25 protein-coding genes are annotated in these 24474 nt (G+C 68.1%); 19 read left to right on the plus strand and 6 right to left on the minus strand.

Going from position 1 to position 24474, the window contains the following annotated elements; all coding sequences use genetic code 11:
- The first annotated feature begins 128 nt into the window (after positions 1-128).
- From AC2ITM_RS04785 to AC2ITM_RS04795, 3 genes are all read left to right on the plus strand, one after another.
- Positions 129-323: a hypothetical protein gene (locus tag AC2ITM_RS04785; RefSeq protein ID WP_486468684.1), complete on the plus strand. Its 195-nt coding sequence runs from the start codon at positions 129-131 to the stop codon at positions 321-323.
- A gap of 155 nt (positions 324-478) precedes the next feature.
- Positions 479-1714, plus strand: coding sequence for an MFS transporter (locus tag AC2ITM_RS04790; RefSeq protein WP_486469390.1), 1236 nt, complete (start codon positions 479-481; stop codon positions 1712-1714).
- Positions 1715-1806: 92 nt separating this feature from the next.
- Complete coding sequence (locus AC2ITM_RS04795) at positions 1807-2682, plus strand: 50S ribosomal protein L11 methyltransferase (RefSeq protein ID WP_486468685.1); 876 nt, start codon at positions 1807-1809, stop codon at positions 2680-2682.
- A 170-nt stretch (positions 2683-2852) separates the two neighbouring features.
- Here the strand turns inward: AC2ITM_RS04795 and AC2ITM_RS04800 are convergent, their stop codons facing one another.
- Positions 2853-3050, minus strand: coding sequence for a DUF1127 domain-containing protein (locus AC2ITM_RS04800; protein WP_486468686.1), 198 nt, complete (start codon positions 3048-3050; stop codon positions 2853-2855).
- Positions 3051-3382: 332 nt separating this feature from the next.
- Between AC2ITM_RS04800 and ruvC the strand changes: the two genes are divergently transcribed.
- From ruvC to AC2ITM_RS04875, 15 genes are all read left to right on the plus strand, one after another.
- A complete protein-coding gene (gene ruvC, locus AC2ITM_RS04805; protein WP_486468687.1) occupies positions 3383-3880 on the plus strand; it encodes a crossover junction endodeoxyribonuclease RuvC in 498 nt (165 codons plus the stop codon).
- Positions 3877-4560, plus strand: coding sequence for a Holliday junction branch migration protein RuvA (gene ruvA / locus AC2ITM_RS04810; protein WP_486468688.1), 684 nt, complete (start codon positions 3877-3879; stop codon positions 4558-4560). The genes ruvC and ruvA overlap by 4 nt, the downstream gene beginning before the upstream one ends.
- Before the next feature lie 45 nt (positions 4561-4605).
- Positions 4606-5646 carry a Holliday junction branch migration DNA helicase RuvB gene (ruvB, locus tag AC2ITM_RS04815; protein WP_486468689.1) on the plus strand — a complete coding sequence of 347 codons (1041 nt, stop codon included), beginning with the start codon at positions 4606-4608 and terminating at the stop codon, positions 5644-5646.
- A gap of 283 nt (positions 5647-5929) precedes the next feature.
- The gene (locus tag AC2ITM_RS04820; RefSeq protein WP_486468690.1) at positions 5930-6577 is read left to right on the plus strand and encodes a hypothetical protein; all 648 of its coding nucleotides are present in this window, start codon (positions 5930-5932) and stop codon (positions 6575-6577) included.
- Positions 6578-6820: 243 nt separating this feature from the next.
- The gene (gene ybgC / locus AC2ITM_RS04825) at positions 6821-7210 is read left to right on the plus strand and encodes a tol-pal system-associated acyl-CoA thioesterase (RefSeq protein ID WP_486468691.1); all 390 of its coding nucleotides are present in this window, start codon (positions 6821-6823) and stop codon (positions 7208-7210) included.
- A gap of 124 nt (positions 7211-7334) precedes the next feature.
- On the plus strand, positions 7335-8030 hold the full coding sequence (tolQ, locus tag AC2ITM_RS04830) for a protein TolQ (protein WP_486468692.1): 696 nt from the start codon (positions 7335-7337) through the stop codon (positions 8028-8030).
- Position 8031: 1 nt separating this feature from the next.
- Positions 8032-8520 (plus strand): protein TolR, encoded by a 489-nt coding sequence (gene tolR / locus AC2ITM_RS04835; RefSeq protein ID WP_486468693.1) that lies wholly within the window; start codon positions 8032-8034, stop codon positions 8518-8520.
- A gap of 7 nt (positions 8521-8527) precedes the next feature.
- Positions 8528-9931: a hypothetical protein gene (locus AC2ITM_RS04840; protein WP_486468694.1), complete on the plus strand. Its 1404-nt coding sequence runs from the start codon at positions 8528-8530 to the stop codon at positions 9929-9931.
- Entirely contained in the window at positions 9928-11274 is a 1347-nt protein-coding gene (gene tolB, locus AC2ITM_RS04845; protein ID WP_486468695.1) for a Tol-Pal system beta propeller repeat protein TolB, read from the plus strand. Before AC2ITM_RS04840 ends, tolB begins: the two co-directional genes overlap by 4 nt.
- Before the next feature lie 101 nt (positions 11275-11375).
- Positions 11376-11927 (plus strand): peptidoglycan-associated lipoprotein Pal, encoded by a 552-nt coding sequence (gene pal / locus AC2ITM_RS04850; RefSeq protein ID WP_486468696.1) that lies wholly within the window; start codon positions 11376-11378, stop codon positions 11925-11927.
- A gap of 82 nt (positions 11928-12009) precedes the next feature.
- Positions 12010-12912 carry a tol-pal system protein YbgF gene (gene ybgF, locus AC2ITM_RS04855; protein WP_486468697.1) on the plus strand — a complete coding sequence of 301 codons (903 nt, stop codon included), beginning with the start codon at positions 12010-12012 and terminating at the stop codon, positions 12910-12912.
- Complete coding sequence (gene tilS / locus AC2ITM_RS04860; RefSeq protein ID WP_486468698.1) at positions 12909-14153, plus strand: tRNA lysidine(34) synthetase TilS; 1245 nt, start codon at positions 12909-12911, stop codon at positions 14151-14153. The genes ybgF and tilS overlap by 4 nt, the downstream gene beginning before the upstream one ends.
- 79 nt (positions 14154-14232) lie before the next feature.
- On the plus strand, positions 14233-16143 hold the full coding sequence (ftsH, locus tag AC2ITM_RS04865) for an ATP-dependent zinc metalloprotease FtsH (protein ID WP_486468699.1): 1911 nt from the start codon (positions 14233-14235) through the stop codon (positions 16141-16143).
- Positions 16144-16375: 232 nt separating this feature from the next.
- Positions 16376-16981 (plus strand): MOSC domain-containing protein, encoded by a 606-nt coding sequence (locus tag AC2ITM_RS04870; protein WP_486468700.1) that lies wholly within the window; start codon positions 16376-16378, stop codon positions 16979-16981.
- Positions 16978-17295 (plus strand): DnaJ family domain-containing protein, encoded by a 318-nt coding sequence (locus AC2ITM_RS04875; RefSeq protein WP_486468701.1) that lies wholly within the window; start codon positions 16978-16980, stop codon positions 17293-17295. The genes AC2ITM_RS04870 and AC2ITM_RS04875 overlap by 4 nt, the downstream gene beginning before the upstream one ends.
- Positions 17296-17649: 354 nt before the next feature.
- Here AC2ITM_RS04875 and pdeM read toward each other — a convergent pair whose 3' ends face one another.
- From pdeM to AC2ITM_RS04890, 3 genes are read right to left on the minus strand one after another with little or no spacing between them, the layout of a single operon-like run.
- Positions 17650-18300: a ligase-associated DNA damage response endonuclease PdeM gene (pdeM, locus tag AC2ITM_RS04880; RefSeq protein WP_486468702.1), complete on the minus strand. Its 651-nt coding sequence runs from the start codon at positions 18298-18300 to the stop codon at positions 17650-17652.
- A complete protein-coding gene (locus tag AC2ITM_RS04885; protein WP_486468703.1) occupies positions 18297-20702 on the minus strand; it encodes a ligase-associated DNA damage response DEXH box helicase in 2406 nt (801 codons plus the stop codon). The genes pdeM and AC2ITM_RS04885 overlap by 4 nt, the downstream gene beginning before the upstream one ends.
- Before the next feature lie 9 nt (positions 20703-20711).
- Positions 20712-21293, minus strand: coding sequence for a MarR family winged helix-turn-helix transcriptional regulator (locus tag AC2ITM_RS04890; RefSeq protein ID WP_486468704.1), 582 nt, complete (start codon positions 21291-21293; stop codon positions 20712-20714).
- Between the two features lie 180 nt (positions 21294-21473).
- Between AC2ITM_RS04890 and AC2ITM_RS04895 the strand changes: the two genes are divergently transcribed.
- Positions 21474-23018: an MDR family MFS transporter gene (locus tag AC2ITM_RS04895; RefSeq protein WP_486468705.1), complete on the plus strand. Its 1545-nt coding sequence runs from the start codon at positions 21474-21476 to the stop codon at positions 23016-23018.
- Between the two features lie 80 nt (positions 23019-23098).
- On the opposite strand, the gene AC2ITM_RS04900 is transcribed toward AC2ITM_RS04895, so the two are convergent.
- Both AC2ITM_RS04900 and AC2ITM_RS04905 read right to left on the minus strand, forming a co-directional pair.
- Positions 23099-23722 carry a 3-oxoacid CoA-transferase subunit B gene (locus AC2ITM_RS04900; RefSeq protein ID WP_486468706.1) on the minus strand — a complete coding sequence of 208 codons (624 nt, stop codon included), beginning with the start codon at positions 23720-23722 and terminating at the stop codon, positions 23099-23101.
- Positions 23722-24426, minus strand: coding sequence for a CoA transferase subunit A (locus AC2ITM_RS04905; RefSeq protein ID WP_486468707.1), 705 nt, complete (start codon positions 24424-24426; stop codon positions 23722-23724). Before AC2ITM_RS04905 ends, AC2ITM_RS04900 begins: the two co-directional genes overlap by 1 nt.
- Positions 24427-24474: the final 48 nt, after the last annotated feature.

A 24474-nucleotide genomic window follows, 5' to 3' on the forward strand; every position in this document is an offset into this window, starting at 1 on the left:
AAAAGTTCTTGAAACCCCAAGGCGCGCGCGCCATATTCAGATCCAAGCGACGCCAGCCAGACAGGCAGCCACCGGCCACCGATCCAGCCCGCCCGCATTTGAGACACTTCACAATCAAGGAGCGCCCCATGTCCGCGACCTGCAAAGCCTGCGCCTTCTACGAAGACCACCATTCGAACAGCACCGCGGAACTGTCGGCAGCCGGCCTGTGCCGTGCCAACCCGCCGGTGAACCAGTCCGCTCCCGACACCCGTGGCCTGTGGCCGTTGGTGAAATCGGACGACTGGTGCGGCAAGTTCGCCACCGTCTTCCCGGCCGAGTGATCGGCCCCACGCCCTGACCCGGTCCCCCTCGGGCCCTCATGAGGGGGAGAACGGTTCCAGACGCAGCCCGCCGGCATGAAAATGCACGGCGGGTTGTTCGTTCCGGCAGGCAGAAAACATGTCGCGTTTTCGTGAGGTCGGGATAAAGCATGATCATGACACGCATCATGCCCCTTTCCCAAGCTGCCCATCTGCCGGTCTGGCGTCGCCCTGCGGCGCTGCTGCTGCTGACGGCCGCCGCCCAACCCGTTGCCTATGCCACCTGGCAGGCTTTGCTGAACAACTTCGTCATCGAGGCCGCGGGCTTTGACGGCCATGACATCGGCTGGCTGCATACCGTGCGCGAGATCCCCGGTTTCCTGTCGGTGGGCGTCATCGCGCTGGTGCTTTTGATCCGCGAACAGGTGGTGGGGCTGGTGGCGCTGCTGCTGCTGGGCGTGTCGACCGCGATCACGGCGTATTTCCCCAGCATGGGCGGCATCCTGACGATCACCATGCTCAGCTCGATCGGGTTCCATTACTACGAGGCGGTGAACCAGTCGCTGCAGCTGCAATGGCTGACGCGCGAGGAGGCGCCGAAGATGCTGGGCCGGCTGCTGGGGGCAGGGGCCGGGGCGACGCTGGTGTGCTACGGGCTGATCGTCGTGCTGTGGGAGCCGCTGCATCTGACCTACACGATGGTCTTTCTGGCTTCGGGCGGGTTCGCGGCGTTCTGCGCGCTGCTGGCGCTGGCGATCTTCCCGCATTTCGAGGCCCCGCATCCGCAGCGCCGCCGGATCGTGCTGCGCCGGCGCTACTGGCTGTATTACCTGCTGCAGTTCTTCTCGGGGGCGCGGCGGCAGATCTTCGTGGTCTTCGCGGGCTTCATGATGGTCGAACGCTTCGGCTTCGACGTGCACGAGGTGACATCTCTGTTCCTGATCACGCTGGTGCTGAACATGGTCACCGGGCCGCTGATCGGGCGGGGCGTCGCGGCCTTCGGGGAACGGCGGGTGCTGCTGTTCGAATACCTGATGCTGACCGGCGTCTTCAGCCTGTATGGCGGCATCTACTATTTCGGCTGGGGCGTGGTGCTGGCCTCGGGGCTCTATATCCTCGACAATGTGCTCTTCGCGCTGTCGATGTCGCTGAAGACCTATATCCAGAAGATCGCCGATCCGCAGGACATCGGGCCGACCTCGGCGGTGGCCTTCACGATCAACCACATCGCGGCGGTCTTCCTGCCGGCGGTGCTGGGCTACATCTGGCTGTATTCGCCGGGGCTGGTCTTTGGCCTGGCGGCGGGGCTGGCTGTGTGTTCCTTCCTGGCGGCGCTGATGGTGCCGCGCCACCCCGGCCCGGGAAACGAGACGATCTTTACCCGGATGGCGGCGCCGCAGCCTGCGGAATAAGGCCCGCGGATAAATGCGGGGCGGCACGGGGCGCGCTTGACGGGGCGGGGGGAAGGCCTTACGCCCCCTGCAACCTGAAACGCGAGGATCCCATGGCCACCTGGACCGCCCTGACCACCCTTTCCACCAAGGCCGATGCAGAGGCGCTTGGCGCCGCGATGGAGGATCTGATCCCCGAACCCACCGGCGTCGGCGTCTTCGAGATGGAAGACGGCTCGGGCCTGTGGGAGGTCGGCGTCTATTTCGAGGAAAAGCCCGATATCGCGGCCCTCGAACTGCTGGCGGCGATCAACCATGCCAAGCCCTTCGCCGTCTCGGAACTGCCCGAGACCGACTGGGTGGCGCATGTGAAGCGCGAACTGGCCCCCGTCGTGGCCGGCCGCTTCTTCCTCTATGGCTCGCATGATGCCGACAAGGTGCCCGCCGAGGGCGTCGTGCCGCTGCTGATCGAGGCCGCCATGGCCTTCGGCACCGGCCACCACGGCACCACTTCGGGCTGCCTGAAGGCGCTGGACCGGCTGGACAACGAAGGCTTCCGCACCGAGCGCACCGCCGATATCGGCTGCGGCACCGCGGTGCTGGCGATGGCGGCCGCGCAGATCTGGCCGGGCACGCCGGTTGCTTCGGACATCGACCCGGTGGCGGTGGACGTGGCCGTGGCGAACCTGGCGGCCAATGACATGGCCGGCCGCGTCACCTGCCTTGAGGCCACCGGTTTCGACCATCCGGTGCTGCATGACGGCGCGCCCTACGGGCTGATCTTTGCCAATATCCTGATGGGGCCGCTGATCGCGCTGGCGCCCGACGTCGCGGCCCACCTGGCGCCCGGCGGCTACACCATCCTGTCGGGTCTGCTGAACGAGCAGGCCGACGACGTGCGCGCCGCCTACGAGGCCCAGGGCCTGACCCTGCATTACGCGGAACAGATCCGCGAATGGACCACCCTGACGCTGCACAAGCCCGCCTGAGCAGGGCCCGTCTGAAGCCGCCTGTCGGATGGATCTGAAGGAAGCCGGAGCAATCCGGCTTTTTTCATGCCCGGCGGTCCGCAAACCCATGTGCCGGATACGAAAAAGGCGCCCCGAAAGGGACGCCTGTCTCGCTTCGCCGGATGCCGCATCAACCTGCGGCGAAGGGGTCAGCGGCGGGCAACGGCCTCGATGTCGCCGCGGTTCAGACCGATGTCGGCCAGTTCGCGGTCGTCCAGACGGGACAGGGCCTTGCGCGTTGCGCGGGCATCGTTCCAGTCGGTGATGGCGGTCAGCAGGTGGGTGATGGCCCAGGCAAAGGCCGGCATGTGGGGAGCGGAGTTGTGACGTGCGTCATAGGCGTTCATGGTCGTTTTCCTTGAATTGGCGTAGCGGGACAGGCCCGATTTCTGTAGTCGCAGGTAAAGTTTTCAAAGCGCCCAAACAATCACCATTTAGGCATGGAATGTATGCGCCCATTGCATGGCTCTTCTGCTTTGGTCAAAAAATGACGGAATGATGAAAAATTGACTTGCGAGGTGCCGCGATTTGGTGTGCGGACGTCGCTTTTCGTCTGTGGCGGCCCCGTCTGACGGCAGGATCTGCCGTGCCGTTGGCTTTGCGCATGTTCTCCTTTCGTGCTAGCCATGGGAAAAGCCCCGCCGAAACAGGGGCGCAGAGGCATCCCGAGGGGCGGAAAATGCGAATTCTGGGAATCGATCCGGGGCTTCAGAACCTCGGCTGGGGCGTGATTCGCGTCGAGGGCAACAAGATCAGCCATGTCGCGAACGGAATCTGTCACGGCACGGGCGAGGGGCTGCCGGAACGTCTGCTGACGCTCTACAGGGGCCTGACACAGGTGATCGAGGCCCATGCCCCCGACGAGGCCGCGGTGGAACATGTCTTCGTCAACCGCGACGGGGCGGGCACGCTGAAGCTGGGGCAGGCGCGCGGCATCGCGCTGCTGGTGCCGGCGCAGTTCGGCCTGCCGGTGGGCGAATATGCCCCCAACAAGATCAAGAAGACGGTCGTCGGCGTCGGGCATGCGGAAAAGCAGCAGATCCAGCACATGGTCAGGCTGCAGCTGCCGGGGGTGGACCTCGCGGGTCCCGACGCGGCGGATGCACTGGCGGCGGCGCTGTGCCACGCCCATTACAGAAGCTCGGGCCTGGCCCGCGCAATGCGGAGCATCGCATGATCGGCAAGATTTCCGGACGGGTCGACTACAAGGCCCTGGACCATGTTCTGGTGGACGTGCGGGGGGTGGGCTATCTGGTCTATTGTTCCGACCGGACGCTGGCCACGCTGCCCGGCCCCGGCGAGGCGGTGGCGCTATATACCGACATGCTGGTGCGCGAGGACCTGCTGCAGCTTTTCGGCTTCACCTCCCTGGAAGAGAAAGAGTGGTACCGCCTGCTGCTGAGCGTGCAGGGCGTGGGGGCGAAGGCCGCCCTGGCGATCCTGTCGGCGCTTGGTCCCGACGGGGTGGGGCGCGCCATCGCCCTGGGCGACTGGAACGCGGTGAAGGCCGCCAAGGGCATCGGCCCCAAGACCGCGCAGCGCGTGGTGAACGAACTGAAGGACAAGGCGCCCAGCGTCATGGCCATGGGCGCGACCCCGGCCGCCCGCCCTGATCCCGACGCCCTGATCGAGGACACGCCCGTCCCCGCGCCCGTCCGCAACAGCCGCGCCAAGGCCGATCCCGGCCCCAGGGTCGATGCGGCGGCGCGCGCCGATGCGCTTTCGGCGCTGACCAACCTGGGCTATCAGCCCTCCGAGGCGATGCAGGCCGTCGCCCAGGCGCTGGATGAAACCCCCGATGCCACGACCTCGGCGCTGATCCGCGCCGCCCTGCGCCGCCTTGCCCCCAAGGACTAAGCCGCGCATCCTGCCCAAGATCCAAGGCCCGCCAAGGAGCCCGCAATGACCAGCCCCGATCCGACGCTTCGCCCCGATCCCCTGCCCGAGGACGTGGCCGAGGACACCCGTGCCCTGCGCCCGCAGACCCTTGATGCCTTCATCGGCCAGGCCGAGGCGCGCGCCAACCTGAGGGTCTTCATCCAGTCCGCCCGCCAGCGCGGCGAGGCGATGGACCACACGCTGTTCCACGGGCCGCCGGGCCTTGGCAAGACGACGCTGGCGCAGATCATGGCGCGCGAGCTTGGGGTGAACTTCCGCATGACCTCGGGGCCGGTGCTGGCCAAGGCGGGGGACCTTGCCGCGATCCTGACCAACCTGGAGGCCCGCGACGTTCTGTTCATCGACGAGATCCACCGCATGAATGCCGCCGTCGAAGAGGTCCTTTACCCCGCGATGGAGGATTTCGAGCTGGACCTGGTGATCGGCGAAGGCCCCGCCGCGCGCACCGTGCGGATCGAGCTTCAGCCCTTTACCCTGGTCGGCGCCACAACGCGGCTGGGCCTGCTGACGACGCCGCTGCGCGACCGCTTCGGCATTCCGACCCGGCTGCAGTTCTACACCGTCGAGGAGCTGCACGAGATCGTCACCCGCAACGCCCGCCTGATGGGGGCGCCCGCCGATCATGACGGCGCGATGGAAATCGCCCGCCGCGCCCGCGGCACGCCGCGCATCGCCGGCCGCCTGCTGCGCCGGGTGGTCGATTTCGCCGTGGTCGAGGGCGACGGCCGCATCACCCGCGAGCTGGCCGACAGTTCGCTGACCCGGCTGGGGGTCGATGCGATGGGCCTCGATTCCGCCGACCGGCGCTACATGCGGCTGATCGGCGAGGGCTATGGCGGCGGCCCGGTGGGGATCGAGACCATGGCCGCCGCGCTGTCGGAAAGCCGCGACGCGCTGGAAGAGGTGATCGAGCCCTACCTGCTGCAGCAGACCCTGATCCAGCGCACGCCGCGGGGCCGGATGCTGACGCAGCGCGCCTGGGACCACCTGGGCCTGAACCCGCCGCGCGAGCGTGGCGAGATGCCGGACCTGTTCGGCAACTGACCCCTGATCAGGGCATACGGTCGGCGCCGGTCCCTCGGGTGGCGTCAGTCCTTTGGGGGGCGGTCTTTCGGGCAGGGCCGGTCTTTCGGGTAGGGCAGGTCTTTCGGGCAGGGCAGGTCCTTTGGGCGGCGCTGGTCCCTCGGGCAAGGCCGGTCCCTCGGGTGGGGCTGCTCCCTCAGGCGCAGCGGTCCTTCGGGGCCAGGGCATTCGGGCTTGCCATTGGCGGCGGAAGTTGAAAAGGACGGTCCCCGATCAATCTGCCGTCTGCCGAAAGGGGATCCACATGGCCAGCCATGCGCCCGATGCCGAGGAAATCACCCGCCTGTTCACCGATGAAGAGGGGCGGTTCCGCTTTGCCCGCTGGTCCCGGCCGATCGTGCCGGTGATCTTCGGCGTCTCGGAAACCTCTCTGCCGGTGCTGAAGGGCGCCATCGAGACGGTGGTGCTGACCGCCGGTCACAAGCTGTCGGATATGGATCCCGAACTGGGCGCCAACCTGATGATCTTCTTCCTGCGCGACTGGCAGGAACTGGCGGCGGTCGAGAACATGGACCAGCTGGTCCCCGAACTGCCCGAACTGCTGCCCCGGCTGGAGCAGGCGAAGGCCGACCAGTACCGCTTTTTCCGCTTCGAGCCCGACAATTCGATCCGCGCGGCCTTCATCTTTCTGAAGATGCGCGGCGCGCTGGCGCAGATGCCCGCGGCCGATCTGGGGATCGAGCAGATGGTCAAGACGATGCTTCTTTGGGCGCCGCGTGCCTTTGCCGCACAATCGCCGCTGGCGCTGGCGGCAGACGGGCAGGGGGCGGTGTTGCGGCCCGACATCTCGGCGCTGCTGTCGGCGGCCTATGACCCGGTGCTGCCCGACCATTCCGAAGACCCCGCGCTGGCGCTGCGGCTGATGGCGCGGGCGGGCCAGTTCTTTAACTGAGGCGGTCGTTCCCGTCGGGCGCCCGGCGCGGTGCGTCGCGGGGCCGGATCGCCGTTGCCCGGCCCGAAGGGGCGGGGCCTTGCAGATCGCCCATCGCGTGTTTCAGTCCGTGTCAGTCGCGTGAAGCGACGCGAGCGGGCGGTGAAAATGCGCGTATTCCGGGCAGTTGCCTTGCGCGGGTCGGGCTGCGGTGATCATCTGCGGCCCGTCCCGGTCCCGCACCCCCCCACCCAGGAGAGCCCGATGGAGCACCATTTCACCTGCCGCGTCTATTACGAGGACACCGACATGGCAGGCATCGTCTACCATGCCAACTACCTTAAATTCATAGAGCGCGCGCGCTCTGAATGGGTGCGTTCGCTGGGCATCGACCAGCTGGCGATGAAGCGCGACGAGGGGCTTGCCTTTGCCGTGCGCCACATGGAGATCGACTTTGCCGCCCCCGCCCGCTTCGAGGACCAGCTGGACATCACCACCCGCACCGAGTCCGTCACCGGCGCCCGGCTGACCCTGATGCAGGTGGTCCGGCGCGGTGAAGAGGTGCTTTTTACCGCCCGCGTGGTGCTGGTGACCCTGTCGGACACCGGCCATCCGGTCCGGCTTCCGCATAAACTGCGCCTGCAGCTTCACTAAGCCGTCAGCCTGCGCGGTTTCACGCCGTATCATTGGTCACGGCCCTTGATATGCGCTATTTTCCCAGCCAAGCAGGCCGCCAAAGAGACGGTCCTCGTCACGAGACAGGCAAGAGAGCAGACCTATGGAATCAGAAACGCTCGCAGCGGCGCAGGGGATCGATTTCTCCATGCTTGGGCTCTTCACCCATGCATCCGTGACCGTGAAGCTGGTGATCATCCTCCTGATCCTCGCATCCTTCTGGAGCTGGTCGATCATCATCCAGAAACATATCGCCTTCAAATCCGCCCGCCGCGAGGCCGCGCAGTTCGACCGGGCCTTCTGGTCTGGCGAACCCCTGGACGAGCTTTACGACGAGGTGGGCCCCGAACCCCGCGGCCGGTCCAGCCGGATCTTTGCCGCCGGCATGACGGAATGGCGGCGCTCGCATCGCACCGACGGGGCGCTGATCCCCGGGGCGCAGGCGCGCATCGACCGGGCGATGGATGTGGCGATCGGCAAGGGATCGGCATCGCTGCAATCGGGGCTGCAGGTGCTGGCGACCATCGGTTCGACCGCGCCCTTCGTCGGCCTGTTCGGGACGGTCTGGGGGATCATGCATTCCTTCATCGGCATCGCCCAGCAGCAGAACACCAACCTGGCGGTCGTTGCCCCCGGCATCGCCGAGGCGCTGTTTGCCACCGCGCTTGGCCTGGTGGCGGCCATCCCGGCGGTGATCTTCTACAACAAGCTGTCGGGCGACAGCGACCAGATCGTGTCGGGCTACGAATCCTTCGCGGACGAATTCTCGACCATCCTCAGCCGCCAACTGGAGAGCTGAGATGGGCGCGGGCGTCATCCAGAAGGGCGGCGGCGGCGGTCGCCGCAACCGGCGTCGTGGCGGGCGGTCCCGCCCGATGGCCGAGATCAACATCACGCCGATGGTCGACGTCATGCTGGTGCTGCTGATCATCTTCATGGTCGCATCGCCCATGATGGTCGTCGGCATCCCGGTGGAACTGCCCAAGACGCAAGCCAGCGCGCTGCCCTCCGAACAGGAGGAACCGCTGGCGGTGACGGTGGATTCCGAGGGCAAGATCTCGATCCAGAACACCGAGGTGCCGCAGGACCAGCTGCTGGACAAGCTGCGCGCCATCGCCTCCGAACGCAAGTCGGACCGCATCTACCTGCGCGCCGACGGCAACGTGCCCTACCAGACCGTCGTCCAGGTCATGGGCATGATGAGCTCGGGCGGGTTCCCCAACATCAGCCTGGTCACCGACAGCGGGGCCCAGGGCCGCGATACCGTCTCGAACGGCGGGTCGCAGTAAGGCGGTCATGAACAAGGGCCATGTCATATCCGGCGCCGGCCATGTCGCACTGATCGGCTGGCTGCTCTTCGGGGGACTGCTGGAACGCAAGCCCCCCGAGGTGCAGGTCACGCCTGTCTCGGTCGTGACCGAGGAACAGTTCGAACAGCTTCAGGCTCAGACGCGGCCGCCGGGGGTGGAGACGAATGTCGATACGCCCGACAGCCCGCCCGCGCCCGCCGAAGCCCCCCCCGAGGTCGCCCAGAGCGCGCCCGCGTCTTCCGCACGGCCGCCGCAGGCCCCGCCGCCGCCCGCCCCCAAGGCCGAGGCCGCCGATACGGCGCCTGCAAAGCCCGTGCAGCCGGTGAAGCCGCCTGCGCAGGTCGCCTCGAAGGCGCCGCCGCCGCCCGAGGCCTCGCAGCCCGAGAAACAGAACGACGTGGCAGCCCTGCTGCCCGAGACGCCCGTGGTGCCGAAGGCGGATGCAACGCCCCGACAGGCGCCGCGCATTGCCCCCGATCCGGTCGAGAAGCCCGACAAGGACACGCCGGTCGACATCAGCAAGCGTCCGCAGCTGGCGCCCAGCCCGAAACCCGTCGAAAAGCCCAAGCCCGAGGAAAAGGCCACCCAGGCGCCCGCCAGCACGACCCAGATCGTCACCGAAGCCGACAAGCCCAAGCCGCTCGCGCCCAGCCAGGCCGTGCGCCCGCAGCCGCGTCCGCAGCGCGTGGCCGAAGCGCCGCCCGCCCCCGAGGCGGCCCCCAAGCCCGTCGAGCCCCCGGTCGAGAAGCCCAAGCCCGAGCCGAAGCCGGAACCGAAGCCGGAGCCGAAACCCGAGCCCAAGGCCGAACCCAAGCCCGAGACCGCGCCGAAAGTCGCGCAAAAGCCGAAGGCACCGCCCGTGCCCAAGCCCGCGCCCGATGCGAAGGCCGATGCCAAGGCCGATGCCAAGGACAGCAAGCCGGATGCGAAACCAGAGGCCAAACCGGCGGCCAAGCCCTCGACCAAGCCGAAGACCGACAGCAACCTGATCGACCAGGCGCTGGCCGAGGCCCTGAAGGGCGCCGGCAGCACCCCCGATGCACCGGCCCAGCAGTCCGCCCCCCGTGGCGCCCCGCTGACCCAGGGCGAGCAGGATTCGCTGCGCCTGGCGGTGTCGCAATGCTGGTCGGTCGATCCCGGCTCGGCCGCGTCGGAAGTGACGGTGGTGGTGGCCTTCTCGATGGACCGCGACGGCAAGGTGGTGCCCGGCTCGATCAAGCTGAAGTCGGCGACCGGCGGCGACGCGGCAGCGCAGCGCAGTGCCTTCGGGGCCGCGCAACGTGCCATCGCACGCTGCCAGCAGGGCGGCTATGACATGCCGGCGGCCAAGTACGACCAGTGGCGCAACGTCGAAATGACCTTCAATCCGGAGAAGATGCGGAACCTATGATGAGACAAGTCCAAAGGCTCACCCTTCTTGCCGCGGTCCTGGCCGCGATCGGCACCCTGCTTGCAGGCCCCGGACCGGCCATGGCGCAGTCCGGGCCGCTGAAGCTGACCGTCACGGAGGGCGTCGTTGAACCGATGCCCTTCGCCGCCCCCACCTTCGTCCCCGAAACCGGCCAGTCCCAGGATCTGGCGGCCAAGATCACCCAGGTGGTCGTCGCGGATCTGGTGAACACCGGCCTGTTCCGGGAAATCCCGCAAAGCGCGCAGATCGGCCGCATCACCTCGTTCAACAGCCCGGTGCAATATGCCGACTGGAAGGCGATCAATGCCGAGGCGCTGATCACCGGCGCCGTCGCCGTGCAGGGCAACCAGCTGAACGTCAAGTTCCGCCTGCATGACGTCTTTGCCGGCCAGGAAATCGGCCAGGGCATGCAGTTCAACGGCACTGCCGACGGCTGGCGCCGGATGGCCCACAAGGTTGCCGACCAGGTCTATTCCCGCATCACCGGCGAGAAACCCTATTTCGACAGCCGTGTCGTCTTCGTGTCCGAGACCGGGCCCAAGGAAAAGCGCCTGAAGCGTCTGGCGATCATGGATTATGACGGCGCCAACGTGCAGTATCTGACCGACAGCTCCAGCCTTGTGCTGGCGCCGCGGTTCTCGAACGACGGGCGGCGCGTGCTGTTCACCAGCTTCGCCACCGGCAGCCCGCGCATCTACATGCTGGATGTCGGATCGCCGTCGCTGCGCGAGATCACCACCGGGGCCGGGGACATGGCGTTCTCGCCGCGGTTCTCGCCCGATGGCAGCTCGATCCTCTATTCGCTGACCCAGGGCGCCAATACCGACATCTACCGCATGAGCCTGGGCGGCGGCGCCTCGACCCGGCTGACCTCGGCCCCCTCGATCGAGACCGCCCCCAGCTATTCGCCCGACGGCTCGAAGATCGTGTTCGAAAGCGACCGCTCGGGGTCCCAGCAGCTGTACATCATGTCCGCCAATGGCGGCGAGCCGCAGCGGATCTCGTTCGGGGATGGCAAGTATTCCACCCCGGTCTGGTCGCCGCGCGGCGACATGATCGCCTTCACCAAGCAGAACAAGGGCCGCTTCCACATCGGCGTCATGCGCGTCGATGGCTCGGGCGAGCGCCTGCTGACGGCCTCGTTCCTGGATGAAAGCCCGACCTGGGCGCCGAACGGCCGCGTCATCATGTTCACCCGCGAGACCCCCGGCGCTACCGGCACCTCGTCGCTTTACTCCGTCGATGTGACGGGGCGGAACCTGCAGCGCGTGCAGACGCCGACCGGCGCCTCGGATCCCAGCTGGGGCCCGCTGCAGAAATGATCCCGGTTCCGGTCCTTCCGCGGAAGGGCCGGGATCTTTGACCCGCTGGCTTGCTGGCCGCCGGGCGACCCACTAACTTCCATGTAAAAGGGGCACTGAACATGAGCACTCTGGCAAAGGCGGCGGTCGTCCTCGCCGTTCTGGGCCTCGCGGCCTGTACCAACGGCAACCGCTTTGGCAACCTTGGCGGCGCGAACGGCGGCTATGGCGCCAACGGCGCGGGCGGCTATGGCGCGAACGGTTATGGCGCCGGTGGCGCGATCACCTCGGGCGGCCTGAACGACCCGAAATCGCCCGCCTACTTCCAGCAGACCGTCGGCGACCGCGTCCACTTCCTGGTCGACCAGTCCACCATCAACCCGGAGGCCCGCCAGATCCTGGACGGCCAGATCCGCTGGCTGAACGCCAACCCCGACTTCAACGCCACGATCGAAGGCCATGCCGACGAACAGGGCACCCGGGAATACAACCTTGCCCTGGGCGCGCGTCGTGCCGAAGCGGTCAAGGACTACCTGGTCGCCGGTGGCGTCCGTCCGAACCGCCTGAACACCATCAGCTACGGCAAGGAACGCCCGATCGCGCTGTGCTCGGACGAAAGCTGCTATGCGCAGAACCGTCGCGCCGTCACGGTGCTGAAGGCCCCGGGGATGTAATCCCCGCCCGTCACGACCTGACCGGGGCGCCCCTAGGGGCGCCCCTCTCTTCTAAGCCCCTCTCTTCCAAGGAGGAAAGCCCTTGCGCCCGTCCCTGACCATCGCCCCCCGCCGTGTGGCCCTTGCCCTTGCGATGGCGGCCTGCCTGCCGCTTGCGCCCGTGGCCGTTCCCATGGCCCTTGCGCAAAGCGCCCCCGCCGCCGCGCCGGACAAGGAAACCCTGGCCGATGTGCGCCAGCAGCTGACCGTCCTCTACGTCGAGATCCAGGACCTGAAGCGGCAGCTGTCGACCACCGGTTCGGCCGGGCAGATCAACGGCGCGGGCTCGATGCTGGACCGGCTTGACGGGCTGGACCAGGAGGTCCGCCGCCTGACCGACAAGACCGAGGAGATGGACCACCACATTTCCGAGGTCGTCAAGGACGGCACCAACCGCATCGGCGATCTGGAATTCCAGCTGGTGCAGCTGGAAGGCGGCGATACCTCCAAGCTGGGCACCACCACCACCCTGGGCGAGAAGGACCCGGGCGGCAACCTGGCGCAGGCCGACAAGACTGCCGCCGCCGTCACCGCCCCCCCCAGCGACAGCGATCAGCAGCTGGCCGTGGGCGAGCAGGGCGATTTCCAGGCCGCCCAGAAGATGCTGGACAACAAGGATTATGCCGGCGCCGCCAAGGCCTTCGACACGTTCAAGTCGAACTACCCCGGCAGCCCTCTGGCGCCTGCCGCCGATCTGGGCAAGGGCCGCGCGCTGGAAGGGCAGGGTGACATCAAGACCGCCGCGCGCGCCTATCTCGACAGTTTCTCGGCCGCGCCCAAGGACAAGACCGCGCCGGTCGCGCTGTATCGTCTGGGCCGCCTGCTGAACCAGCTGGGCCAGAAGTCCGAGGCCTGCACCACCCTGAACGAGGTTGGCCGCCGCTTCCCGCAATCGAGCGCCGCCGTGCAGGCGTCGAAGGACATGCAGGGCATGGGCTGCTCGTGATCCGGGGGGCGCTGGCGGCCCGCATCGCCGCGCAGCTTCATCCCTCAGAGCGCCGTCTGGGCGTCGCGGTGTCGGGCGGGGGAGATTCCCTCGCCCTTCTGCATCTGCTGCAGGGGCTGGCGCCGGTGCTTGGGCTGGATCTGCATGTCGTCACCGTCGATCACGGCCTGCGCCCCGAGGCCCGCGCCGAGGCGCAGGAGGTCGCGCGGATCAGCGCCGCGATGGGCCTGCCGCATGACATCCTGACCTGGCAGGGGGGCAAAGGCCCCGGCAACCTGCAGGACCGGGCGCGCCGGGCCCGCTATGGGCTGATCGCCGCCTGGGCGCGGGATCTGCGCCTCGATGCGGTGGCGGTGGGCCATACCGCCGATGATCTGGCGGAGACCTTCCTGATGCGGCTGGCGCGCTCGGCCGGCACCGACGGGCTGGCGGCGATGCGGGGCCGCTGGACGGTCGAGGGCCAGACCTTCCTGCGCCCCATGCTGGATCTGACCCGGCAGGACCTGCGCGCCCATCTGCGCGCCGCCGGGATGACCTGGGCCGAGGATCCCTCGAACCAGGATCGCGGCTATGCGCGGGTGCGGGCGCGGGATGCGCTGGCGGCGCTGGCGCCCCTTGGGGCGACGCCCCGCGCCATTGCCGAAACTGCCCGCAACCTCTCGGCCGCCCGCCAGGCGCTTGGCCATTACGCCCATCAGGAGGCCCGCCGCATCGTCACGATCGAGGCGGGCGACCTGAGGATTGATCGCGCGGGCTTTGCCGCCCTGCCGCCCGAGATCGCCCGCCGCATCCTGCAGGCCGGGCTGATGTGGATCGCGGGGGGCGACTATGCGCCGCGCCGCGCGCCCCTGGCGCAGGCGGTGGCGGCGCTGGCGGCGGGACAGGCGATGACGCTGCATGGCTGCGCGCTGCTGGCGGGCGGCACCCATGCCCGGCTGACCCGCGAGGCCGCGGTGACAGCCCCCCTGCGCGCCGCCCCCGGCACGGCCTGGGATGGCCGCTGGCGGCTTTCGGGCCCCGACGCCCTTGGCTGCCAGATCCGCGCCCTTGGCCTCCGGGGCGCGCGGATCTGCCGCGCGCGCGGCGCCGCCGGCCTGCCGATGGTGGCGCTTGCCGCCTGTCCATCGGTCTGGCGCGGTGATATGCTGGTCGCGGCCCCCGTCGGGGGCTGGCCCTCCGGCTGGCGGGCCGAGCTGCTCCGGGAGGGAGAGGCGTTCTTTTCGGCGTTGCTTTTGGATTGAATGCGCGGCGAGGAACCTTATTTTATCCCGGACGCCACTGTGTTACCCGCATTGGCACAAGATTGATGGGAGAGCTCTTGTGGGCACCGCAAAAAACCTCGCTTTCTGGGCCGTGCTGCTGCTGCTGATCGTGGCGCTGTTCAACCTGTTCAGCGGGTCGGGCAACACGCTGCAAAGCACCAACCGGCCGTACTCGCAATTCGTGCAGGAGGTGAACGACGGCTTCGTGCAATCCGTGACCCTGGATGGCGAAAAGGTTCTGTACCGGGGCTCGGACGGCAAGGATTACATGGCGATCAAGCCGCAGGATGCGGAAGTGACCCAGCTGTTGCTGTCGAAGAACATCCCCGTCTCGGCGAAAAGCCAGGAGGAGAGCGGGTTCCAGGCCTTCATCATCTCGCTGCTGCCGATCCTGCTGCTGATCGGCGTCTGGATCTACTTCATGAACCGGATGCAGGGCGGCGGGAAGGGCGGCGCGATGGGCTTTGGCAAGTCGCGCGCCAAGCTGCTGACCGAAAAGCATGGCCGAGTGACCTTTGACGACGTGGCCGGCATCGACGAGGCCAAGGAAGAGCTGGAAGAGATCGTCGAATTCCTGCGCAACCCGCAGAAATTCAGCCGCCTGGGCGGCAAGATCCCGAAAGGCGCGCTGCTGGTCGGCCCTCCGGGCACCGGTAAGACGCTGCTGGCGCGCGCGATCGCGGGCGAGGCGGGCGTGCCCTTCTTCACCATCTCGGGGTCCGATTTCGTCGAGATGTTCGTGGGTGTCGGTGCCTCTCGCGTGCGCGACATGTTCGAACAGGCCAAGAAGAACGCCCCCTGCATCGTCTTCATCGACGAGATCGACGCCGTGGGCCGCCATCGTGGCGCCGGTTACGGCGGCGGCAATGACGAGCGCGAACAGACCCTCAACCAGCTGCTGGTCGAGATGGACGGCTTCGAGGCCAACGAGGGCGTGATCATCGTCGCGGCCACCAACCGCCGCGATGTTCTGGACCCCGCGCTGCTGCGCCCGGGCCGTTTCGACCGTCAGGTGACGGTGCCCAACCCCGATGTGAAGGGCCGCGAGAAGATCCTGAACGTCCATGCTCGCAAGACGCCGCTGGGCCCCGATGTGGACCTGCGCATCATCGCGCGCGGCTGCCCGGGCTTCTCGGGGGCGGATCTGGCGAACCTGGTGAACGAGGCGGCGCTGATGGCCGCCCGAGTCGGCCGCCGCTTTGTCACGATGATCGATTTCGAGAACGCCAAGGACAAGATCATGATGGGCGCCGAGCGCCGCTCGATGGTCATGACGCCTGCGCAGAAGGAAATGACCGCCTATCACGAGGCCGGCCACGCCATCGTCGGCATGACGCTGCCGAAATGCGACCCGGTCTACAAGGCCACCATCATTCCCCGCGGCCAGGCCCTGGGCATGGTGATGTCGCTGCCGGAAATGGACCAGCTGAACTATTTCAAGGACGAGCTGGAACAGAAGATCGCCATGACCATGGCGGGCAAGGCGGCCGAGATCATGAAATGGGGCGAAGGTGCCGTGTCGAACGGTCCCTCGGGCGATATCATGCAGGCGTCGAACCTGGCGCGGGCCATGGTGATGCGGTGGGGCATGTCCGACAAGGTCGGCAACATCGACTACCAGGAGGCCGCCGAAGCGTTCCGCGGGGGCGGGGCCGGGGGGTTCTCGATCTCGGCGCATACGAAGGAGCTGATCGAGGAAGAGGTCAAGCGGATCATCGACGAGGGCTACCGCGAGGCCTACCGCATCCTGAGCGAACGCCAGGCGGAATGGGAGCTGCTGGCCCAGGGCCTGCTGGAATACGAAACCCTGACCGGCGCCGAGATCGAGCGCGTGGTGCGTGGCGAGCCGCCGCATTCCTCGCCGGATGGCGACGACAAGACCGATGCGGGCAATGCGGCCTCGGTCACGTCGATCCCGAAGACCAAGCCGCGCAGCAAACCCGGCATGGAGCCGGAACCCCAGGCCTGAGGCCCGGAAAGCCGAGCCCGGAAAACAGAGCCCGGAAAACAGAGAACGTGCGTCGGGGTCCCCTTGGGGGCCCCGGTTTCGTTTCGGCGGGCGGTGCGGGGGGCGCTGCCCCCGTCCCCTGCGGGGACTCCCCCGGAGTATTTGGGGCCAGATGACGGGGAACCGGGGCGGCGAGGCTTGTCGCGGGGGGAGGGCTGCGGCAGGGTAGATGCGGGTTTGACGGAGGGATGCGATGGCGGCGCTGGAGGCGGCGGAGTGCGTGGGGCGGATCACCTGGCTGGGTCGGGTGGCGGATCGCGGGGCGGCGCTGGCCTCGGGGGGCGTGTCGCGGCTGGAGGTTGGGTTCGACGGGCCCGTGGGCGAGGCGCATGGCGGGCTGACGCGGCCGGCCTGCAGCCGGGTGCGGGCGCTTTACCCGGCGGGGGCTGAGATCCGCAATGTCAGGCAACTGAGCATCCTGTCGGCGGAGGAGCTGGCAGGGATTGCCGCGCGCATGGGGCTGGAGGAACTGGATCCGGCGTTGCTGGGGGCCAGCATGGTGGTCGAGGGGATCCCCGATTTCACCCATCTGCCGCCCTCGAGCCGGTTGCAGGCCGAGGGGGGCGCGACCCTGACCATCGACATGGAGAACCTGCCCTGCCAGCTGCCCGCGCGCGAGATCGAGGCGGTGCATCCGGGGCTGGGCAAGGGGTTCCGCCGGGCGGCGAAGGCGCGGCGCGGCGTCACGGCCTGGGTCGAGCGTCCGGGGGTGCTGGAGCTGGGAGCGCAGTTGCGGCTGTTCGTGCCGGTACAACGGCCCTGGGCGCCGGGGCTGCCGTTCCTGGAGGGCGCGGGATGAAGACCGGAGACATGGCCGAGCGGCAAATCCTGAAAGCGCAGGCCGAGGGGCAGTTCGACAAGCTGGAGGGGGCGGGCAAGCCCCTGGCGGCGGCGCAGGATGGCGGCAGTGCCGAGGCGGTGGGATTCCGCATCATGGCCGAAGCGGGTGCCCTGCCGCGCGAGATCGAACTGAAAAAGGCCGTGGCGGCGCAGGCGAAGGTTCTGGCCGGGACGGTCGAGCCGGCGGCGCGTAAGCGCGAGATGGCCAAACTGGCGGATCTGCAGCTGCGACTGGCGATCGAGGAAGAGGCGCGCCGGCGGTTCTTTCGCTGAAAGGGCCCGCCCCGAAGGACGGACCCGATGGGCCGTAACGGGCCCGGTACTGGTTACACAACCGGTTCGGTCGGGTTCATGCGAAGATCAGGCATGCGACCACGAGGGTGGCGGCAAAACTTGCATGGAACACAAGGGCGGCAGCGCTCATGACAGTCTCCTACAGGCAGGGATTATCTTGCGTCTGCAGGATCAACGATCCGGGCGGGGGATGGTTCCCTGGGCTCGAAGGCTTGGTTTTGGGCGCGACCTTTTTGGGACAGGATATGGGATGTTTCCCGGGGCGAACAGGGGGCGGGGCACAGGGGCGGGATTGCGGCGGTCTCCTGTCTGGCGAGTCAACAGTGGGGCGGATCAGCGGCGGGGCATCGGGATGACCGGGGCGCCGGGGCCGGTCAGCAGGGCGCGGGCGTCGGGGCGCATCAGGCGGGACAGCACCGGGGCGTGGCTGGCCAGCCCACCGGTATAGGTGCCGAAGGCGGGAAGGATCAGCCGGTCCGCATCCAGCAGGAAGGCAGGGCGGGCGCGGCCGCGCAGCACGGCCTTCGGATGGTAATGCCCCGAGACCTCGGCCCGGGCGGCGGGGTCGGCGATGTGGCGGAAGCTGAGTGGCCCCAGGGTAAGGTCGGGTAGGGATTCGCCTCCGGGGCCGGGGGCGGCGGGGTCGTGGTTGCCCTCGATCCAGATCCAGCGGCGGCCCCGTTGCAGCCGCGCCAGCGTCGCGCGGTCCGCGTCGGGCAGGGCGCGGGCGGCGGCGGCATCGTCAAAGCTGTCGCCCAGGCACAGGACGGTGGTGGCAGTGGTTTCGGTCAGGGCCTGGTCGAGCCGGGCGAGGGTATCGGTGATCTCGTAGGGGGGCAGGACGGGGCCGCCGCGGCGGGCCTGACGTTCCGCCTTGCCAAAGTGCAGGTCCGAAACGCACAGCAGCCCCTGCGCGGGCCAGTGCAGCGCCCCCGAGGCCAGCGCCCGCAGATCCGCACCGGCCAGGGTGATCTGATGGGTCACGAGAGGCCCGCCGCCTGCATCAGTCGCTGGGCCTCCTGTGCATCGAGGCGCGCGCGGCCCTCGCCCTCGACGGGCACGCGGCCGCGTTCCAGAAACAGCGGTGCCGCCAGCGGGCTGACGCGCGACAGGCGCAGGTGGTCGATGCGGCCGGCGATGCGGGTGGTCATGTCCTGCAGGCGGGCAAAGTCGATCAGGCCGCGCATCGCCTCTTCGCGGGTGATCTGCAGCATCAGGTGGCCCGGGTCGTAGCGCAGCAGCGTGTCATAGAGGATGTCCGAGGAAAACGTCGCCTGCCGCCCGGTCTTGCGCGCCTGAGGCGTGTTGCGGGTGATCAGCCCGGCGATGGTGGCCGAGGCGCGGAAGCTGCGCTTCATCACCGCATTGCCCGCCAGCCAGCCCTCAAGCCCTTCGCGCAGGGCGGCGGGGGCGAAAAGCGGCGCGGGGTCGGGCACGGTTTCCAGCCCCCAGATCAGCGTCGCGTAATCGGTGGCGACAAAACCCAGCGGCGCAAGGCCCGCGTCCTCCATCCGCTTGGTCAGCAGCAGGCCCAGCGTCTGCATGGCGTTGCGCCCGGCGAAACCGTAGACGCAAAGATGTTCGCGCCCGTCATGGGGAAAGCTTTCCACCAGCAGCCGCCCCGGTTGCGGCAAGCGCGAGACCTGCCGCTGCAGCGCCAGCCAGTCGGCGGTATGGGCGGGCAGTTCGGGCCAGTCGGGCTGCTGGAACATCCGCAGGATGCGCTGCGACAGCTGGGTCGAGGTGGCGAACTTGGTCCCGGAAAAGACTGCGATCTTCGGCTTGCGGCCGGGATCGCGGGTGACTTCGACGGTCATCTCGCGCAGGCCCTCGTAGCGCACGATGCGGCCGCCGATCAGGAAGGTGTCGCCGGGGGTCAGGCTGGCGGCAAAGGATTCCTCGATCTCGCCCAGGGGTTTGCCGCCGCCGCGCTTCAGGCGCACCTTCAGCCGGTCGCTGTCCTGGATCGTGCCGATGTTCATCCGGATCAGCCGGGCGGCGCGCGGATCGCGCAGCTGCCAGCGCCCGTCGGGGGCCTGTTTCAGCCGTTGCCACTGGTCATAGGCGCGCAGCGCATAGCCGCCGGTGGCGACGAAATCCAGGCAGGCGTCGAAGGCCGCACGCGCCAGCGTCGCATAGGGCCCGGCGCCGCGGATTTCCTCGAACAGGGCATCGGCCGTGAAGGGCCCGGCACAGGCGGCGATCAGGATCTGCTGGCACAGCACGTCGCGGGGCCCGGGGCCGCGGGGCTCTCCGTCCAGGTCATTGTCGCGCACGGCCTCGAGCGCGGCCTCGCATTCGACGACCTCGAAGCGGTTGGCGGGCACCAGCAGCGCCTTCGAGGGGGCGTTGTAGCGGTGATTGGCGCGCCCGATCCGCTGCACCAGCCGCTTGACGTTCTTGGGCGCACCGATCTGGATCACCAGATCCACATCCCCCCAGTCAAGGCCCAGGTCCAGGCTGCCGGTGCAGACCACGGCGCGCAGGCGGCCCTGGACCATGGCGCGTTCGACCCGCTCGCGCTGCACCCGGTCGAGGCTGCCATGGTGGATGCCGATCGGCAGGCCGTCCTCGTTGGCCATCCACAGGGCGTGGAAGAACAGCTCGGCCTGGGCGCGGGTGTTGTGGAAGATCAGCGTGATGCGGTGGCGGCGGACCTGCTCCAGCACCTCTTCGACGGCATGAAGGGCGCCATTGCCGGACCAGGGCGGCAGGGCGCGGGTGTGCAGCATGGCGATGTCGGGGGGCGGGCCGGGATCGGCCTGCTGGATCGCGCAGGGGGCGGGATGGGGGGCGAAGAACTGCGCCAGCGCGGCCGGGTCCTCGACCGTGGCAGAGAGGCCCACGCGGCGCAGCCCGGGGCAGAGCGTTTCCAGCCGCGCCAGCGCCAGCATCAGCTGGTCGCCCCGCTTGCTTTCCGCCAGCGCGTGCACCTCGTCCACGACGACGCGCGACAGGCCGCGAAAGATCCGCGGCGCGTCCTCGTAGCTGAGGAGCAACGCCAGGCTTTCGGGGGTGGTCAGCAGGATCTGCGGCGGGTCGGCGCGCTGGCGGCGCTTTTGCGCGGAGGAGGTGTCGCCGGTGCGGTCCTCGACCCGGATCGGCAGGCCCATCTGGGCGATCGGGGTGTCCAGGTTGCGCCGGATGTCCGCCGCCAGCGCCTTCAGCGGCGAGACATAGAGCGTGTGCAGCCCGGTGTGCCCCTCTGCCATTTCCACCAGCGAGGGCAGGAAGCCCGCCAGCGTCTTGCCACCGCCGGTGGGGGCGATCAGCAGGCGGGCGGCATCGCCTGCATGGTCCAGCATCTGCTGCTGGTGCGGATGGATCTGCCAGCCGCGGGTGCGGAACCAGTCCTGCAGGAAGGCGGGCAGGGGGCGGGGGGGCACGGCCGGGCGCTAGTCCTGCGCCGCCGCCTGTCCAAGCGTCTCGCGCAGGCGCGAGATCGTCGGCGCGTAGGAGGTCGTGCCCTTGTCATGCGCCTCTTCGGACCAGGTGGCGAAGCGGTCCAGAAGCGGCAGGAAGGTGGTCACCTCGTCCTCGGACCAGCCTTTCAGGAAATCGCCCAGGATCAGGAACTTGATGGTGCGGACGGCCTCGACCACGGCCTCGCCGCGGGGGGTCAGCTCGACGATGGTGCGCCGGGCATCCTGCTGCGAGACCCCCCGCCGCACCAGCCCCTGGCCGATCAGGTCGCTGACCAGCCGCGAGGCCCGCGACGGGTCGATGCCCAGCCGCGTCGCGATGGTCGAGACCATGGTTTCCGCGTCCGGTTCGCCGAATTCGTTGACCGGCGCCCAGGCCGCCACCAGCACGTCAAGCTTTGGCAGATCCAGATCCAGACCCAGTTCCTGCAGCGCCATGCGCCCCAGTTCCCGGCGGGAAAACCGCCGCCGCCAGTCCTGCAGGATCGCGTCGATCGCCAGCGCCTGCTGGGTCACCCCCTCGGGGATGCCGGCGGCCGACAGAAAGGCTGCCATCTGGTCGTCCCTCTTTGCCATACCTGTTCTACCTTCTACCCGTGCTTCAGGCAATTACATGCTGTTGACATGTTTTTGAGGCCTGCACATATTCTGTAGCAGTCACGGTATCAAGATGCGGCCAGGCTTGCCATGGCGCGGTTCCGCCGCAGGGCGGAACAGACGAAAGTTTGAGAGCAGATGCGTAACGACACTTCACCGGGCCCGGGTCCGGCGCAGGAGGCCGCGCAGGGCCCCGATCCGGCCGTCGTGCGGGTGATCCTGATCACCGTCTGCCTGACGTTGTTCCTGGCCTCGACGGGGCAGTCGATCGTCTCGACCGCGCTGCCGCAGATCGTCAGCGATCTGGGCGGGCTGTCCTATATCACCTGGGTGGTGACGGCCTATCTGGTGGCCTCGACCATCGCGGCGCCCATCGCGGGCAAGCTGGGCGACATGTACGGCCGCAAGATCGTGCTGCAATTCGGCATCGGGATCTTTCTGGTGGGCGGCTGGATCGCCGGGATGGCCTGGTCGATGCCGGTGCTGATCCTGGGGCGGATCGTGCAGGGCCTTGGGGGTGGGACGCTGATCGTGGTGTCGATGGCGGTTGTGGCCGACGTGCTGCCGCCCCGCGAAAGAGCACGGGCGCAGGGGGCGCTGTCGGGGGTCTTCGGGATCTCGACGGTGCTGGGGCCGCTGGTGGGCGGCCTGCTGGTGCAATCGGTGGGCTGGCACTGGATCTTCTTCGTCAACATCCCCTTCGGCATCGCCGCCTTCGTGGTCCTGAGCCGCAGCCTGAAGCGCCCAGAGGCCCCGGTGCCGCACCGGATGGACTACCTAGGCGCGGGGCTTCTGATGCTGCTGATCAGCGCGCTGGTGCTGGTGGCGAACCTGGCGGGCAGCGTGCTGCCCTGGCGGTCGGCGCCGGTGATCGTGCTGGGGGCGGTGGTCGTGCTGGCGCTGGCGGGCTTCATCCGCACCGAACGCCGCGCCGCCGAACCGGTGCTGCCGCTGCCGCTGTTCGGGGTGCGCAACTTTCAGGTGGCCAACGGGGTCAACCTGCTGGTGGGCATGGCGATGTTCGGCACGATTTCCTTCATGCCGATGTATCTGCAGGTGGTGCAGGGGGTGGCGCCGGCGCAAAGCGGCATCTACCTGATCGCGATGATGGCCGGGCTGATCGGCGGGTCCTTCAGCGCCGGCCGCATCATGACCGCCACCGGCCGCTACAAGATCCTGCCGCCGCTGGCCACCGGCCTTCTGACGCTGGCGCTGCTGGCGCTGACCACCATCGGCCCGGAAACCCCGCTGTGGCGCATCGCCTGCAACCTGGCGCTGGTGGGGCTGGGCATCGGCCCGAACCTGAGCGTCGGCGTGGTGTCGATCCAGACCTCGATCCCGCGGCAGCATCTGGGGGTGGGGACGGCCTCGGCCAACATGTTCCGGCTGATCGGCGGATCCATCGGGACCTCGATCTTCGGGGCGGTGTTCAACACCGGGCTGGCGCATCACGTGGCGCCGCTCTTGCCGCAGGTCGGCAATGTGCGCGAACTGACCACCGATATCGTCGCCCATCTGGAGCCCGCGCTGCGCGCCTCGGTGCTGGAGGGGTTCTCGGCGGCGCTGCATCCGCTGTTCCTGTGCGGGGCGGCGGGCGCGGCGCTGGCCTTCGTGATCTCGCTTCGGCTGATCGAGACCCCGCTGGAGGGCACCCCCGGCCGCGTCGCCCGCGCCGCCGAATAGCGGCCTGCGATGTGGCCCGGTCGGGCGCCGTTTCGGAGGGCCGTCACGGCCCCCCGAAGATGGTCTGGGGTCGACGGGACCTAGAGGATGGTGCCTTCGGTCGCGGCGCGCATCTCGGCCTCCGAGACATCGGGGGCCAGTTCGACGATCTGCAGGCCGCCCTCGACCACCTTCAGCACCCCGAGGTTCGAGATGATCAGATCGACCACCCCCTTGCCGGTCAGCGGCAGGGTGCAGGCCTTCAGCACCTTCGATTCCCCGGCCTTGTTCTGGTGGTCCATCACCACGATGACGCGGCCGACGCCCGCCACCAGGTCCATGGCGCCGCCCATGCCCTTGACCAGCTTGCCGGGGATCATCCAGTTCGCCAGATCGCCGTTTTCGGCCACTTCCATCGCGCCCAGCACCGCGGCCGCGATCTTGCCACCGCGGATCATCCCGAAAGAGGTCGCACTGTCGAAATAGGCGGTCTTCGGCAGTTCGGTGATGGTCTGCTTGCCGGCGTTGATCAGGTCGGGGTCCTCTTCGCCTTCATAGGGGAAGGGGCCCATGCCCAGCATGCCGTTTTCGGATTGCAGCGTGATGTCCTTGTCGCCGACATAGTTCGCCACCAGCGTCGGGATCCCGATGCCGAGGTTCACGTACATGCCGTCTTCCAGTTCCTGCGCCGCGCGGGCGGCCATCTGGTTGCGGTCCCAGGGCATCAGACGTTCTCCTTCTGGCGGGTGGTGCGCTGCTCGATGCGCTTTTCGTGGTCGCCCTGGATGATGCGGTGCACGTAGATGCCGGGCAGGTGGATGTGATCGGGATCCAGTGCGCCGGGTTCGACGATCTCCTCGACCTCCATGACGCAGACCTTGCCGCACATGGCGGCGGGCGGGTTGAAGTTGCGCGCCGTCTTGCGAAAGATCGCATTGCCGGTGGTGTCGGCCTTCCAGGCCTTCACGATCGACAGATCGGCAAAGATCCCCGTCTCCATGATATAGGTCTGACCGTCGAAGTCCTTGTGTTCCTTGCCTTCCGCGATGACCGTGCCGACGCCGGTCTTGGTGTAGAAGCCCGGGATGCCGCAGCCCCCCGCCCGCATCCGTTCCGCCAGCGTGCCTTGGGGATTGAATTCCAGCTCCAGTTCTCCGCCCAGGTACTGGCGCATGAATTCCTTGTTCTCGCCCACGTAGGAGGAAATCATCTTCTTGACCTGCCGCGTCGTCAGCAGCTTGCCGATGCCAAAGTCATCCACCCCCGCATTGTTCGAGGCAAAGGTCAGATCCTTCGTGCCCGCGTCCTTGATGGCTTCGATCAGCAGTTCCGGAATGCCGCAAAGCCCGAAGCCGCCGGCGGCAATCAGCATACCGTCGAACAGCAGCCCATCGAGCGCCTCGGCGGCCGAGGCGTAAACCTTCTTCATGGAAACCCTCCTCTGGTGTTTCTTGGGCCCAGATGACCCCGCGACAGC

The sequence above is a fragment of the Pseudooceanicola sp. NS-SX9 genome, assembly GCF_057380705.1.